Below are 14,868 nucleotides of genomic sequence, written 5' to 3' on the forward strand. Positions count from 1 at the left end.
CTACAGCTAAAAAAGTGCCCAAGCTCAGTATACAGCGCTTAACCGCGACAATAAATGCCCGCAGTTCCGCGTTCCAGTTACATCGGTTCAGTCAGATCAAAAATAGGTGTCCTGCTATCTTTTGCACTGATTTATATTTTCTTATATTTTCAGCAGGGATTTATACGGGTTTTGAATTTAGACATGCCAAAATCCGCTTCAATTTCAAAATTATCGACTAAATTGGGACACCTTAATTAATATGGGAGTTTAAAATATATGAAAAAAAATGCTTCCTGCATCAACAATTCAACGCAACGTACTGAAAACAAGAACAATGATTTAGATCTTTATCTAAAAGCATTGAATTCTGCCTATTCGGGTATTATAATTACAGACAATCTGCAATATGATAATCCCATCATTTATTGCAATAAAGCTTTTGAAACCATCAGTGGTTATGCCCACGATGAAATTATTGGCCACAATTGCCGATTTTTACAGGCTCAGGACCGTTCGCAAGCCGAACGTAAGATTATCAAAGAAGCAATTGAACGCGGCGAAGAATGTAAAATTGAAATTCGAAATTATCGTAAGGATGGAACTTTTTTTTTGGAATGAACTTTTTATTTCACCCGTGAAGAATGAAGAAGGTCAGGTAACTCATTTTATTGGTGTTCAAAATGATATCAGTGATCGAAAAAAAGCGGAGCATGATCTTCGTGAAGAGAAGTCCCATGTGGAGCTCAAAATACAGCAAAGAACCAAGGAGCTACAAGATAAAGAAAGCTTTCTGTCCAGTATTATTGAAACAGTACGAGAAAGTCTCTTGGTACTCGATGCCAAATATATCGTCCTGAGCGCCAATAGGCATTTTTTAAACTCATTTAAAGTCACCACAGAAGAAACGGTAGGAAATTTATTATTTGACCTCGGCAATCAGCAATGGGATATTTCTTCTTTAAAAGAGATGCTCACTCGGATATTGCCCACCAATAACCCGGTTATCGATTATGAGGTAGATCATATCTTTCCTCATATCGGTCGAAAAGTGATGCTGCTAAATGCTTATCGTATTGAATTCGAGGGCCAGTACAAAGACCGGATCCTGATTGCCATCGAAGATATTACAGAAAAGAAGGAGCAGGATCGGCGTAAAGATGATTTCCTGTCGATTGCGAGCCACGAACTTAAGACTCCGCTCACAACAATTAAGGGTCTCTTCCAGATCTTACAGCGATTGAGTGCCGAAAACACCGATCCGAAGTATGTCTCAACTTTAGATAAAATCACGGTTTATATCGATCGCTTGAACTTGCTAATAGCAAAACTCTTAGATACGTCTAAAATTCAATCTGGAAATCTTGAGCTGCACATGGAGCCTTTTGAGATCGATAAGACCATCCAAGACGCCGTCGAAAGCATGCGATTGGCGGCACCTGATTCTGACATCCACCTTATAGGAAATACAGGTAGTATCGTCGAGGGCGACGAGCTCCAGATTATCCAAGTGCTGAACAATCTGCTCTCCAATGCTATTAAATATTCACCCGAATCGAAAAAAGTTGAGGTTAGTATCCACAAAGTAGCCAACTTTGTTAAAATCTCTGTACGTGATTATGGCATGGGCATAAGCTACCAGGATAGACTAAAAATTTTCGAGCGATTTTTCCGTGTCAGCCATATACAGAAAAAGTTTCCGGGTTTAGGCATTGGGCTCTATGTTTCGCATGAGATTATCTTACACCACAAAGGAACACTGTGGGTCGAAAGCGAGCCAGGAGAAGGATCCACATTTAATTTCACATTACCCACTGTAAACAACAAATAAAAATATGCAGCCTAAAAAGATAATGATCTGTGATGACGACCGAGGAATACTCGAGATGCTGGAGCTTTTTTTAGAACTAGAAGGATATCATGTCATATGCGAAATAAATAGCACGCACTTGACAAAGCAATTAATTTTGCATAAACCAGACCTCTTGCTGCTAGACCTCTGGATGCCCATAATTTCTGGTGACCAGCTGATCAGAATTATCCGCAGTACGCCTGAAATCAAAGAAACTCCTATAATTGTGCTATCGGCAAGCGTCGATGGACCTGAAATAGCAGGGAACTTAGGCGCAAATGGCTTTATTGCTAAACCTTTTGATTTAACCGATATTACGGATAAAATTAATAGCATACTGAAAAACTAAGTCTGCGAGTACACGCTGGCCAAGCACAAATAAAAGCACTTTTTAATGGAAAGTGCTTTTATGCAGCTGATGTGATCATCTCAAGACAATCGCTTACGCTTGGCCCAATTTGTCCACGAGAAGTAATAGATCGTCCAGTTCAAATGGTTTGGCCAAAAAAGCGTCGGCTCCACATGCAGAAGCAAGCTGCTTCCCACGCGAACTCGCAGACATCATGATCACCGGAATATTTTGATGTTTTTCTGAACTCCGGAGTTCACGAAGGATATCGCCACCTGACAACCATGGCATTTCAATATCCAATAGTATAATATCAGGGTCAATTTCTTCGACAGAAGCAATAAGTTCTCTGCTTTTTGACACTAAATAAACCTCTCTAAATTCATTCTTTAGAGCCAGCTCCAAAACGTGAAGGATGGTGGCATCATCATCACAAACAACAATTTTCTTTTTCATTTTTTGATTGTTTAAAAACACCGCAATGATTGAAAAATATGGTCTTGTGGGGGAGATTTAAAATATAGACCTAAGCTGGGCAGATTGTTGGTTACCAAACCGTTTATATAATCTTTCTTTGAGATTTTACAAGATAGACAATTTATTGGATAAAAGTCTACGCTCCTTTGTTTAAGATACTAAATGCATACGATCTGCTTCAGGTATATCTTTGAAGACGACCGAAAATGTAGTACCGACGTCTAATTCGCTTTCCACGTGAATAGCTGCGTTGAGCTTATTCGCAATTTGTTTAACAATGGAAAGGCCCACCCCCGAACCTTCAAAACCTTCTGAGTTGGCCATTCGGGCAAAGATTTCAAAAATTTTGTCGCCCTCCTTCAAATCAATTCCGATTCCATTATCCTTGATATCATACCGGACCGTATTTCCCTGCCGCATGCTCTCAACGGATACTTGCGGGTTTTGCCTCTTACTGCTGTATTTTATGGCATTGCCAACAAGGTTCAGAAATAATTGATAGATCAATGTTCTCTCCCCCAATACAGGCAGTGTTTCACCCATTATAAATTCTAAATGCGGGACTTGATATTGCTGTTTGCAATTTTCAACGATATTGACAATCTTGGACTTTGGATTAATTGGTTCGAACACAAAGTCGACGTGATTTACCTTTGACATTTGGTAGACTTTATCCATCATATCCCGCATCAGCTGCGTCCCCTCCAAGATATTTTTCATTGACTTTGCAAGCAGTTCGTCAGAGATGTCTTTTTTATGGAGCAACATTTGTGCAGTGAGTTGTATCGTCGTCAGCGGATTTTTAAGATCATGGGTCAGCGTGTAGCCAAAAGTATCAAGCGCATTATTGGATCGCACCAGTTTCTTGTTCAATTCATCAATCTCTCCCCCACGTTGTGCTATCGCTTGTTGTATAATCTGTGTAATATTTTCGATAAAAGCGAGTTCTGAAGATTGCCATTTTTCGGCTTTTCCTTTTGTAATTTTTTTCCATGCCTCGAAAGAAGAACGTGGCGAAGGAAAGGTAATCTTTCTATCTTCGTCTACCTGCATCACTTTTTCCGGCTTCCCTGCCCAGGTCTCTTCTATCAGGCGTTCTTTTCTAAAAACATATACGTACCAGTTATTTGCGGGCAGAATACTGATGCGTAGTACACCGGGAAACATTTCAAGATCTTCGGAAGGACCATCGTCCTTAAATCTATCAGTCGCAAAAAACTCCGCGTTGGCTATTTTTTTATCAATTTCTCGGAGCATTTTTTTATCAGGCACCTCACCCACCATCTTGATCGCGCGATCACGTTTAATGATTAGCCCCTGCCCATTCATTACCTCCATAATACGCAGGGCATACTTTTCCAACACGTCATACAAGTCGCGCTTGACCAACAAATCACTTTTTAGATCATGCTTCAGCTGCGATAGATTTTTCTGAACTTTCACCTGTTTCTTCTGAAAATCTGCCAGATAATTGTTTACAGCGTATTGAGTAAGAAAAGTACATAGATGGCGCTGTGAAAGATCTACATGCATTGGCTCCCGATTCTGACAGGCCACAAGCCCCCAAAGCTCATCGTCCACGATAATGCTAAAACTTGCACTCGCCTTTACGCCGGCATTTTTAAGATATTGTAAATGCATGGGTGAAAGCGCCCGAAGGCTGCAGCGTGTAAGATCGAGATCATCGGCACTCCGCCCCATCAGCGGAATCGCTTCCGCATTGACATCCGCCGTATGGCGGGCATGAAAAATACGGTAAAGCTCGCGTGCCTGTGCCGGAATATCGAATTCCGGATAACGATAATTCATCAACGATTCCAGCTCAGCACTCTTGCTCTCTGCAATAACTTGTCCACTATTATCTTCCAAAAAGCGATACACCATCACTCGATCATAATGAATGATGTCCTTAATCAATTCAGTCAATGCTTGCCAGCAAGAGTTGCCGCTGCTTCGGTCATCTAAATGCTTTGCATAATAATATAATTTGGTCGTTTTGATAGCGAGAGGATTGCAGGCCTCTATTTCAAGAAAAATTTTGCCATCATACCGATAGAGACTTAAAAAATAATCGTTTTGATGAATAGTAACACGTTCGGAATACCTGGCAAACATACTGTCGGAAACAGCTTGTTCAATATTCTCTCCACGAAGTTCAAATGAAGGAGTTATCCGATGAAGAACATCGTCTACTGTCATGCCCAGCATTGCGGTGTATTCATCACCTGCAATAGCGGCACAGTTTTCGCTTACCGCAATACACTTATCGTCTTCAAAGATAAATAAATGCCCAAAAGACTGTATATTTCCACACAGGTGAATTTTTTCCTCATGACAATTGATTTCCCGCATAAAGCTACTGATATATTAAATAAAAATATGGTAAAATCAACAGTCCTGTCCTCCGTTAACGCTATCATATGGTTACTAATTTACCAAAAAAATCTGACCTATCGAAACTTGCATCTTTCACTTTAAACCTGAAGAAAAACGAACTAAATATCTACTGCCGGCCCGACTTTTCGAGCTCTTTCATAAAATTCCTCCCCCAGTAATGGATAGCTTAATGCGGAATAAAAATGGTATTAAGCAGCTTCGATTTGGTTAGGCACAAGCTATCTCACATATTAAGCAATGCGTCGTAGCCGGCTGATCATCTCAGATTTTTGTTGGCATTGCTACTAATAAACATTTCATTTTTTTCTTCTGAAATTATTTCTAAAAAGCGCTCATAATGCTTCAAAACATCACTTATCAGCTCATTTTTTGTAAAGTACTGAATATCATAACCCTCACGAGCATCTCCAAAATAAGATTTCGGAAAATAAGTTTTTTTATCGGCTATATCAGGGAGATTTTCTTCTTCGACGACATAATCCGACACCACTTTAAACTGGTTCTTTACCCCGTATATAAAATTGTTGATTAGGTCGTGACGAATTTCAATCGCTATCCGATTTGGTTTATCCAACTCATGAATCTTTGATTCAATACCATTCTCCTTAAACTCAGCCTGCAAATCTTCGAACGCTGCCTTCACTGTACTCCTCATAAATTCATCGACCGACTCACGGCTTTTAAAAGAAACAATCTGTTGCAGGCGATCTTTCCAAAATTCGCCCGACCAGGGCACAGTACTCACCGAAAAATCACGCTCATAATAACTTCGGTCAATCGTCAATGCTTTTACCAAACTGACGCAAAAAAGCAACATGATAATTGAAAATGGCAATGCTGTTATAAGTGTCATAGTTTGTAATGCCTGCAGTCCACCCGTGTTCAACAACATGAGCGCTAAGATGGCCAACAAAGCGCCCCAAAAAACCATTTGCCATTTTGGAGACTTTGGAGCATTTTTAGTAGCAATACTATTCATAACAAATATACCCGAATCAGCCGAGGTCACAAAAAAGATAATAATAATAAGGATAACCAGATAACTGACAATTTCCGATAAAGGCAAGTAGTCTAAAAATCGAAACATCAAGGCATCTGGATTATCTGCTAAAGAACTCAAAGCACCTTTAGCGATATTAATATCAAACCACATGGCACTATTTCCAAAAACAGACATCCAGATAAAATTAAATATGGTCGGAATAATAAGTACCGCAGCAATAAATTCACGAATGGTCCGCCCTTTGGAGATTTTAGCAATAAACAGCCCCACATAGGGAGACCATGATATCCACCAGGCCCAGTATAGAATCGTCCAGTTATAAAACCAGGGTAATGTTGCCTCGTCATAAACATGTGTATCAAAAGTCAAACTAAAGAAATTGTTTACATAATTGCCTATTCCTTCTGTAAAACTGCCAATAAGGTAAACCGTAGGTCCAAGGAAAAGAACAAATAGCAACAAGATAATAACAGTTAGTATATTAATATTACTTAATATCTTTACACCTTTATCGACCCCTGAGGTGGCAGATAAAACAGACAACATCGTTAACACGCCAACAATCATGATCTGATAGGTAAAATTATTATCGGGTACTAGACCCAGGGTCTGCAAGCCAGCATTTACTTGAACCACTCCGAACCCCAACGTGGTCGTGATACCGAAAAATGTACTACAAAGTGCAAATACATCAATCGCATTACCCCATTTTCCATTGATTTTGTTTTTCAATAAAGGATAGAAGCAACTACGAAGTGAAAGCGGAAGCCGATAGCGGTATGCAAAATATGATAATGCCAAACCGACCACACCATAAATTGCCCAAGCATGTATACCCCAATGAAAAAAAGTATACAGCTGCGCATTTTTGGCTCGGTTAATATAGTGATTACCGGCAAAAGCCTCGGTCGAAAAATGTTGCATCGGCTCTGCGACACTGAAATACATCAATCCGATTCCCATACCTGCAGCAAATAACATAGAAATCCAAGAAAAGAAGGTATATTCTGGCTTACTGTCGTTACTTCCGAGCTTGATATTACCAAACTTGCTAAACATGAGGTAAACCAGGAAAATGACAAAAAGTGTCACAGCCCAGACATATACCCAATTGAGGTTCACAAAGATAAACTGTTTTATTGTATCTAGAATATTTACTGTCAACGTTGGAAAAAACACAGCTAGCAGACAAACCCCTATAATGAAGAGCAGGCTTGGAATAATGATTCCTTTATTAAATGTCGATTTTGACAAGATCACTTGAATTAAATTTGGTTTACACTATGGTCTTTCGACCAATTATTACGTTAATCGTATGCATTATTACGCACAAATCATGCATTGCTGCGAATATGGATATCCCTTTGTGGAAATGGTATTTCAATACCAGCTTGATCCAATGCCTCTTTACAATTAATAATCAACTGTTCCTGCATGGTCCAAAAGTTTTCGTTTGACGTGGTGACACGCACCGAAAGATTGATTGCGCTATCGCCAAGTTCGGTTACCACAACCTGCGGAGCTGGCTCCTTAAAAGCATATTCATTGTTGCGCACGACATTCAGAAGGATTTCTTTGGCCTGTTTTAAGTCAGCGTTGTAGGCGACACCGATATCAAACCAAGTACGGCGGGTGCCCAACTGGGTATAATTGGTAATACTGCTATTCGACAAAACACCGTTGGGAACAACGACTTGCTGATTTTGCGGCGTATTTAATTTGGTATTAAAAATATCAATTTCGGTAACCGTACCCGATACATTTGCACTGGACGTGATATAATCCCCTACCCGGAAAGGTTTCAATAACAAGATCAGTATTCCACCCGCAAAATTGGATAAAGAACCCTGCAGGGCCAAACCTATCGCCAAACCTGCCGCACCAATAATAGCGACAAATGCGGAAGTCTGCACGCCGAGCTGTGTCACGACGACAATAAACAAGAGTATATTTAAAATCCAGCTAATTAGGTTACTTAAAAAGCGCTGCAAGGAGATATCCATTTGCCGCCGCTCGAACGCCTTATCGATCATCCGCTTAACCAGGCGAATGATCCATGATCCAATTAAATATATCAGTAAAGCTGAAATTACGGCAGTAATAATACGTGGCGCCCAGGCAACGGCAGAGGAAATAAAATTATTCCAATGCTCCTGGACGTCGTTCAATTCTAAATTGTTCATAGTGTTATAATTTATTAAAAATGTAAGGCGTAGGGCTTAATATATTTATTTATTGTTATAATCACAAATTAATATACCAATGATTATAATTTCAACAATTAGTTTGCCTAATTGTTTGTTAAAAACCAAAAAACGAAATTTATCTTTTTCAGGTTTGAAAACCTGTAGCTATTATACCACGCTTTTCCAAATAATTTGGTCGTATGCTCTATAAGATAAAGGATGTTTACTATATTCGTTTAAATCTAAGGTGAAAAGTGTATGAATAAAATTTTGAGCTTTTTTGATCTGCATCAAGGTGAAGAAAAAAAGGAGACGGTATTAGAAAACGTCGTTGCAAACATTTCCTTTCGGGGTTCCAATGCTTGGATCTTGGCCTGTGCTATTGTCATAGCTTCTGTGGGCTTAAATGTCAACTCAACAGCAGTAATTATTGGAGCTATGTTGATTTCTCCACTTATGGGCCCTATCGTCGGAGCAGGATTCGCATTAGGAACATTTGATTTTCCTTTGCTTAAAAAATCCATTAAAAATCTACTGATTGCGACAGTCATCAGTCTTGTTGTATCTTTTATCTATTTCCTGCTTAGTCCATTCAAAGAAGCCCAATCCGAATTGCTCGCGCGCACATCTCCAAATATTTATGATGTAATGATTGCCATATTTGGTGGCCTCGTGGGCGTTATAGCCATTACTCGGGTTGACAAAGGCAATCCAATCCCTGGGGTAGCCATTGCAACAGCCCTTATGCCTCCCCTATGTACAGCGGGCTATGGTCTTGCAATTGGCAATTTTGCCTATTTTGCAGGGGCATTGTTTTTGTATATTATCAACTGTGTATTTATCTGTATAGCGACTTTTATTATTGTTAAATATTTGCGTTATCCAAAAACTCATTATGTAGATCAGCAACGAGAAAAAAGGATTACGCAAAGCATAACAATTATCACGCTAACGCTCGTCATACCAAGTATATATTTTGCTTACAATCTGCTGCAGGAAAAAAAATACACCAATAAAGTGAAGCAATTTGTACAGCAGGAACTAAGCAACAAAGGGTATACTGTCATTTATGAAAAAATGCAGCTCAACAGTAAACCGAAAAAGCTAGAATTAGCCTTTTTGGCAAAAAAGTTCAGTAGTCAAGAGATAAAATCATTGGAACAAACAATGCATACATTCGGAATTGAAAACACCAAACTTATTATTCACCAAGATAGCCTGGATTTAAAGTCTAGTATTCTTAGCGAAATAGACAAACGTACCGCAGCTGTCAGTGAGAAAGATCTAACGATTCGCGCGTTAAACAACGAACTTACAAAATACCAGGTCGTAAGTCCGGAGCTCGATCGGGATATTAAGGTTCTGTTCCCTGAATTAAATTCATATAGCATGGGAATGCAACAGCATTACGCAAAAACCGATAGCGTGGCAAATCTCATTGCATTTATTTATACTTCCCCCGCCGCGTTAACACAAATCCAACAAGATAAATTGCAAAAATGGCTAAAAAACCACTTTCCAAAAGACAGTGTCGAAATCATTAAAAGATAGCATTAGAGGAACGCTTTGATATGATCGTTGTAGCCATAAATCACCAAAATATCTCCTTCCCGCAATCGCGTATCCGGACGAGGAATACCATGGAGTACTGTGGTTACAACACTTTTTCCAAATGAAGTCTTTTTTTCCGTATTTTTTAATATCGTAAGCACTAATAGTTCATACTTTTCTCGGAAACCGATCTCCTGAATCGTTTGTCCTACATATTTTTTAGGGACGATGGCTTCTACAATCGAATAATTACTATTAAGTTCAAAAGAATCTACAAACCCTGTCATACACAAGCGCTTGGACCACCGTTCTGCAGACTCTTCTTCCGGATGAGCTATCTCTGACACCCCTAGCGCACCTAGTACTTTTTCATGCAGTCTGTTTACGGCCCTACTGATCAGGCGTTTCACGTTAGCCTCTTTACACAAAGCACTGACCATAATATTGGCACCTTCATCCTCACCGATCGCGACGACCACAACATCTGTATTTTTTAACGGTAAAGAGTGAAAAGCCGTTTCGTCGGTTGCGTCCAAACAAATCGTATGTGTAATCTTTTCCTTCAATGCCGTCACTTTAGCGATCTGACGATCAACACCTATTACTTCATTGCCTTGTGCAGTGAGCTTTTCTGCCAGAGAAGCTCCAAAGTTCCCCAATCCTAAAATGATAAATTTCATTCTTGTATGTTCTTTACAAATTATACGTACATCCCTTCCCATAGTTATTAAAACTAATACGGGAACCTTTACCTAATATATTGTCAATTCTTCTTCAGCATATCGATAGTGCGTATAGCGCGCCTTTTTGATAAAAGCGATTAATACCGATAGCATGGTTACTCGTCCAATAAACATCAAAAGAATTAATATGACTTTGCTTCCTTCCGCCAGATCACCTGTAACTCCCAAAGAAAGGCCAACGGTACTGTATGCCGAAAAACATTCAAATGCGATCTCTAACAAAGGCCGATTGCGCTCAAAAAATGAAATTGCGTATACTCCCATCCCTATAATTATAAGCGAGAGAAACATCGTAGCAAAAGCACGCTGAATTGAGATCCCTGCTATTTCGCGTCTAAATATTTCAGTTCGGTCTTTCCCTTTTGCCAAGCTGATCGCATTCAGTATGGCGAGCGCAAATGTACTCGTTTTTATCCCCCCGCCTGTGGAGTTTGGCGATGCTCCTATCCACATTAATAGCATAATAAACAAAATGCTTGAAAAATGCAGCTGTGCAAAATCAATACTGTTGAAGCCTGCCGTTCGCGGTGTTGTCGCCGTTGCGAAAGCTACTACCCATTTTCCTATACCACTATGATCAGCAAAAACATGATTATATTCGGAGATAAAGAGCACCAAAGTCGCAAACGCAGTGATACAAGACGTCGTAATCAGGTTGAGCTTGCTGTTAATGGTCATTACCCAAGGACGGTAATAATTTTCCTTCGTTGTCCATTTATGGAACAACCTATTTATCAAGTGTTTGATATATTTAAGTACATTTATAACAATTGGAAATCCTAAACCGCCAAATATATATATACTGGCTACCGCCAGTTGGAACCCATAATTATAATAAACCTGTTCATGCATCAGGCCATTTGACAACGTCGAAAAACCAGCGTTGCAGAACGAAGACACCGAATGAAATACAGCAATAAAAATGCGTTCGGCCGTACCGGCCCCGTTAAAACCATCCATAGTCCAAAAGATGACGGCAGCACCGACAGCTTCTATTCCGAATGTAATTGCGATCGTGCGTTTGAGTAAAGTAAATACTTCACCCAGTCGTTGCGTGTTCGAGAAATCCCGTATGGCAAGCTGATTTTCATAACTGCTTCCCCCTTTTAAAAAATAGGCGAAAAGACCAGCAAAAGATAGTATGCCTATTCCACCAGCTTGAATCAGCAATAAAATAAAGACTTGGCCCCAGCCAGTGAAATGGGTAGCTGTGTCAACAACAACAAGCCCTGTAACACAAACTGCACTCGTTGCAGTGAAAAGCGAATCAGTCCAGGAGATTGGTTTATTAAGGGCAATGGGAAGTTTCAACAACATAGTACCTATAACAATCAATGCCAAGAAACTAAAGATGAACAATTGCGCCGGATTATAGAATCGTTTTTTGATCAAAATATTTTAAGGTATACCGGTAAAATTAAAAAAAATAAATTATCCGGTGCAAGCCCGCAACGATATAAAAATTTTCAATAGCAAAAATACTCCTTGTAGATGCGGCAAAGGACACATATAAATTATACGTATTAGATATTTAAAATACATAAACAAAATCTATTCAATATTTAAAGCAGCGTTGGCTGGTTTTCCCTACTTTTAGGCGGCCTATGAATTCAATGATACAACATGGACGTAATAATCAATAAAATTTATGATATCATCTGGAGCGACGCTCTGGTGTACCTTTGCCTGCTAACGGGGATATATTTTACCGTACGCTTCCGCTGCCCTCAGCTGATGCAAATACGGGAAATGATCCGTCTGCTTTTTAATGGCGACAGTTCCGACAAAGGCATTTCCTCCTTTCAGGCCTTTTCGCTTGCTATTTCAGGCCGCGTAGGTACCGGTAATATTGCTGGTGTTGCCACAGCAATCGCCATGGGCGGGCCGGGCGCTATTTTTTGGATGTGGGTAATTGCGTTTTTAGGCAGCGCCTCGGCTATTGTCGAAGCTACCCTTGGTCAGATGTATAAAGAGGTCAATGATGGCGAATACCGCGGCGGACCTGCATTCTATATCCTAAAAGGATTGCGATCCAAGACTTTTGCCTGGACCTTTGCGATTGTGACGATCATCAGCACCGGATTTTTATTGCCCGGAGTGCAGAGCAACAGTATCAGCGCAGCAGTCGAGTCCGCTTTCCATGTGTCGCCGAGTATCACCGGATTGGCTATTGCCGGACTATTGGCGATTATTATCATCGGTGGAGTAAAGCGGATCAGCACCGTTGCCGAATATGTTGTACCGTTTATGGCTGGCGCCTATATTCTTATGGCTCTAGTTATTATTGCCCTCAATTTTACGGAGATCCCTGGCGTTATCGCCCTGATAGTAAAATCTGCCTTGAACATGGAAGCTACTTTCGGCGCTATCGCCGGCATGGCAATTTCATGGGGTGTTAAACGGGGTATCTATAGCAACGAGGCCGGACAGGGCACAGCACCACATGCGGCGGCAGCAGCCGAGGTATCCCATCCGATCAAGCAAGGCCTGGTACAGGGGTTTTCTGTTTACGTCGACACCATGTTTGTGTGCACCGCAACAGCTTTGATGATTCTCTTTACAGGGCAATATAATGTTGAAAATCCAGCCGGAGGATTTCTCGTCCAACATCTTCCGGCGACGGAAATGGGACCAGCTTTCACCCAACAGGCTGTGTCACATCATTTCCCCAACATTGGAAATGCTTTCGTCGCGCTGGCATTGGCCTTTTTTGCGTTCACGACTATTATGGCTTATTACTATATCGCCGAAACCAATATCAGCTTCGTTAGCCGAAAAAAACAACATAAAACCGTACTTATCTGGATTCTGCGACTGCTCATATTAGTATCTACCTATGTCGGATGTATCAGTACAGCCAAATCTGCCTGGACCCTGGGCGACATTGGTGTCGGTCTCATGGCTTGGCTCAACCTGATTGCAATACTCCTGCTTCACAAAAAAGTTGTCGCCATCTATACAGACTATCAGGAGCAGCAGAGGTCCAAGAAAGACCCTGTATTCGACAATTCCAAATTTCAATTTCCGAACATGGACCTATGGTCCAAAAAGAACACGCAACACGATGAGCCAATTGATTAATCTTACCGTATTCAAAAATTTTTTCAAGTCAAGTAACGCTGGCGGCATTTTATTATTTATCTGCGTCATTTTATCCCTCATCGTAGCCAATACCGCAGCTGGTCCTGGGCTGCAATCATTTTTGGATACACCCTTTGGTTTCGATTCTGACACCGTACATTTAAAATATAGCACACTGCTTTGGATCAATGATGGATTAATGGCTATCTTTTTTCTGCTCGTGGGACTGGAGATCAAGCGTGAGATCGTGGAAGGCGAACTCTCCTCGCCTAAACAAGCATCGCTCCCGATCCTTTGCGCTATTGGTGGCGCCATTGTACCGGCGATCATCTTTTTAAGCTTCAATTCAGGGCAGGCGACAGCAGGTGGCTGGGGTATACCCATGGCGACAGATATCGCCTTTGCATTGGCCGTAATCGGTATGCTAGGTAACCGGATTCCAGCAAGCTTAAAGGTATTTTTGGCCGCTTTGGCTATCGTGGACGATCTGATCGCCATTTTGGTGATTGCTTTTTTCTATTCGTCGGGCATTGAAACCACCTACTTACTGTATGCAGGTATCGGTATGGTTATTCTCTTTGTCATGAACCGCATGAATATACAAAACCCCTATCTGTATCTGATACCAGGTGTATTTATCTGGTATTTTATTCATCATTCGGGTATACATGCTACTATTGCTGGTGTGATGGTGGCGATGACTATTCCGACCAATGATACGGACCTTGAGTCGCCCTTAGAACGTCTGGAGCATGCGCTTGTCAAGCCTGTCAATTTTTTTATTATACCCTTATTTGCATTTGCCAATACCAATATCAGCATTGAAAGCGAGATGCTTACAGGATTGGTCGCTCCGATGGGCCTGGGTATTAGCCTTGGCTTATTACTGGGCAAGCCGTTGGGCATTTTAATCATGACTTTTGTCTGCTCTAAACTGGGGATTAGTAGTCTCCCGGAAGGAAGCTCATTCAAACATATCCTGGGTGTAGGCTTATTGGCTGGAATTGGCTTTACGATGTCTATATTTATTTCCATCCTGTCCTTCAGCGACGCGCTGCATATCAAAGAAGCGAAGTTATCGATTCTGCTGACCTCACTGCTGGCGGGAATTTTAGGTTATTTGGTATTGTCGGTGTTCGGCAAAAAAAGTCGTGTATAAGCCTATTTATGTAACAAAACGTTAGTATTAATACCTACTATAAGACGATACAAATTGTTTGCTTGCAATAATGACTATATTGGCGCACGCT

Annotated in this window: 12 protein-coding genes; 6 read left to right on the forward strand and 6 right to left on the reverse strand. The window is 40.7% G+C overall.

The features are described from left to right. The first annotated feature begins 258 nt into the window (after window positions 1-258). From L1283_RS11855 to L1283_RS11865, 3 genes are read left to right on the forward strand one after another with little or no spacing between them, the layout of a single operon-like run. On the forward strand, window positions 259-600 hold the full coding sequence (locus L1283_RS11855) for a PAS domain-containing protein (protein WP_088161377.1): 342 nt from the start codon (window positions 259-261) through the stop codon (window positions 598-600). Then, window positions 578-1,810, forward strand: coding sequence for a sensor histidine kinase (locus L1283_RS11860; RefSeq protein ID WP_088161376.1), 1,233 nt, complete (start codon window positions 578-580; stop codon window positions 1,808-1,810). The genes L1283_RS11855 and L1283_RS11860 overlap by 23 nt, the downstream gene beginning before the upstream one ends. Before the next feature lie 4 nt (window positions 1,811-1,814). Continuing rightward, window positions 1,815-2,180, forward strand: coding sequence for a response regulator (locus tag L1283_RS11865; protein WP_088161375.1), 366 nt, complete (start codon window positions 1,815-1,817; stop codon window positions 2,178-2,180). 93 nt (window positions 2,181-2,273) lie between these two features. Here the strand turns inward: L1283_RS11865 and L1283_RS11870 are convergent, their stop codons facing one another. From L1283_RS11870 to L1283_RS11885, 4 genes are all read right to left on the reverse strand, one after another. Then, the gene (locus L1283_RS11870; protein ID WP_088161374.1) at window positions 2,274-2,636 is read right to left on the reverse strand and encodes a response regulator; all 363 of its coding nucleotides are present in this window, start codon (window positions 2,634-2,636) and stop codon (window positions 2,274-2,276) included. A 171-nt stretch (window positions 2,637-2,807) separates the two neighbouring features. Further along, on the reverse strand, window positions 2,808-5,009 hold the full coding sequence (locus L1283_RS11875; RefSeq protein ID WP_286774873.1) for an ATP-binding protein: 2,202 nt from the start codon (window positions 5,007-5,009) through the stop codon (window positions 2,808-2,810). A 301-nt stretch (window positions 5,010-5,310) separates the two neighbouring features. Continuing rightward, window positions 5,311-7,317: a BCCT family transporter gene (locus L1283_RS11880; RefSeq protein WP_429626119.1), complete on the reverse strand. Its 2,007-nt coding sequence runs from the start codon at window positions 7,315-7,317 to the stop codon at window positions 5,311-5,313. A 74-nt stretch (window positions 7,318-7,391) separates the two neighbouring features. Next, window positions 7,392-8,240: a mechanosensitive ion channel family protein gene (locus L1283_RS11885; RefSeq protein ID WP_286774871.1), complete on the reverse strand. Its 849-nt coding sequence runs from the start codon at window positions 8,238-8,240 to the stop codon at window positions 7,392-7,394. A 261-nt stretch (window positions 8,241-8,501) separates the two neighbouring features. Between L1283_RS11885 and L1283_RS11890 the strand changes: the two genes are divergently transcribed. Beyond that, on the forward strand, window positions 8,502-9,794 hold the full coding sequence (locus L1283_RS11890) for a TIGR00341 family protein (RefSeq protein ID WP_070566540.1): 1,293 nt from the start codon (window positions 8,502-8,504) through the stop codon (window positions 9,792-9,794). 2 nt (window positions 9,795-9,796) lie between these two features. Here L1283_RS11890 and L1283_RS11895 read toward each other — a convergent pair whose 3' ends face one another. Then, complete coding sequence (locus L1283_RS11895) at window positions 9,797-10,474, reverse strand: potassium channel family protein (RefSeq protein WP_070566542.1); 678 nt, start codon at window positions 10,472-10,474, stop codon at window positions 9,797-9,799. Between the two features lie 72 nt (window positions 10,475-10,546). Beyond that, entirely contained in the window at window positions 10,547-11,929 is a 1,383-nt protein-coding gene (locus L1283_RS11900; RefSeq protein WP_286774870.1) for a TrkH family potassium uptake protein, read from the reverse strand. Window positions 11,930-12,160: 231 nt separating this feature from the next. On the opposite strand from L1283_RS11900, the gene L1283_RS11905 reads away from it, so the two are divergent. Together L1283_RS11905 and nhaA are read left to right on the forward strand one after the other, a co-directional pair. Further along, a complete protein-coding gene (locus tag L1283_RS11905; RefSeq protein WP_286774869.1) occupies window positions 12,161-13,618 on the forward strand; it encodes an alanine/glycine:cation symporter family protein in 1,458 nt (485 codons plus the stop codon). Beyond that, complete coding sequence (nhaA, locus tag L1283_RS11910; protein ID WP_145328369.1) at window positions 13,602-14,777, forward strand: Na+/H+ antiporter NhaA; 1,176 nt, start codon at window positions 13,602-13,604, stop codon at window positions 14,775-14,777. The genes L1283_RS11905 and nhaA overlap by 17 nt, the downstream gene beginning before the upstream one ends. The last annotated feature ends 91 nt before the right edge of the window (window positions 14,778-14,868 follow it).

Source organism: Sphingobacterium sp. HSC-15S19, from assembly GCF_050433745.1.
GTDB lineage: Bacteria > Bacteroidota > Bacteroidia > Sphingobacteriales > Sphingobacteriaceae > Sphingobacterium > Sphingobacterium siyangense.

Excerpts from the sequence above, each read along its gene's own strand:
- L1283_RS11855 (WP_088161377.1), top strand. The coding sequence starts at position 259 with ATGAAAAAAAATGCTTCCTGCATCAACAATTCAACGCAACGTACTGAA.
- L1283_RS11860 (WP_088161376.1), top strand. The coding sequence starts at position 578 with ATGGAACTTTTTTTTTGGAATGAACTTTTTATTTCACCCGTGAAGAAT.
- L1283_RS11865 (WP_088161375.1), top strand. The coding sequence starts at position 1,815 with ATGCAGCCTAAAAAGATAATGATCTGTGATGACGACCGAGGAATACTC.
- L1283_RS11870 (WP_088161374.1), bottom strand. The coding sequence starts at position 2,636 with ATGAAAAAGAAAATTGTTGTTTGTGATGATGATGCCACCATCCTTCAC.
- L1283_RS11875 (WP_286774873.1), bottom strand. The coding sequence starts at position 5,009 with ATGCGGGAAATCAATTGTCATGAGGAAAAAATTCACCTGTGTGGAAAT.
- L1283_RS11885 (WP_286774871.1), bottom strand. The coding sequence starts at position 8,240 with ATGAACAATTTAGAATTGAACGACGTCCAGGAGCATTGGAATAATTTT.
- L1283_RS11890 (WP_070566540.1), top strand. The coding sequence starts at position 8,502 with ATGAATAAAATTTTGAGCTTTTTTGATCTGCATCAAGGTGAAGAAAAA.
- L1283_RS11895 (WP_070566542.1), bottom strand. The coding sequence starts at position 10,474 with ATGAAATTTATCATTTTAGGATTGGGGAACTTTGGAGCTTCTCTGGCA.
- L1283_RS11905 (WP_286774869.1), top strand. The coding sequence starts at position 12,161 with ATGGACGTAATAATCAATAAAATTTATGATATCATCTGGAGCGACGCT.
- nhaA (WP_145328369.1), top strand. The coding sequence starts at position 13,602 with ATGAGCCAATTGATTAATCTTACCGTATTCAAAAATTTTTTCAAGTCA.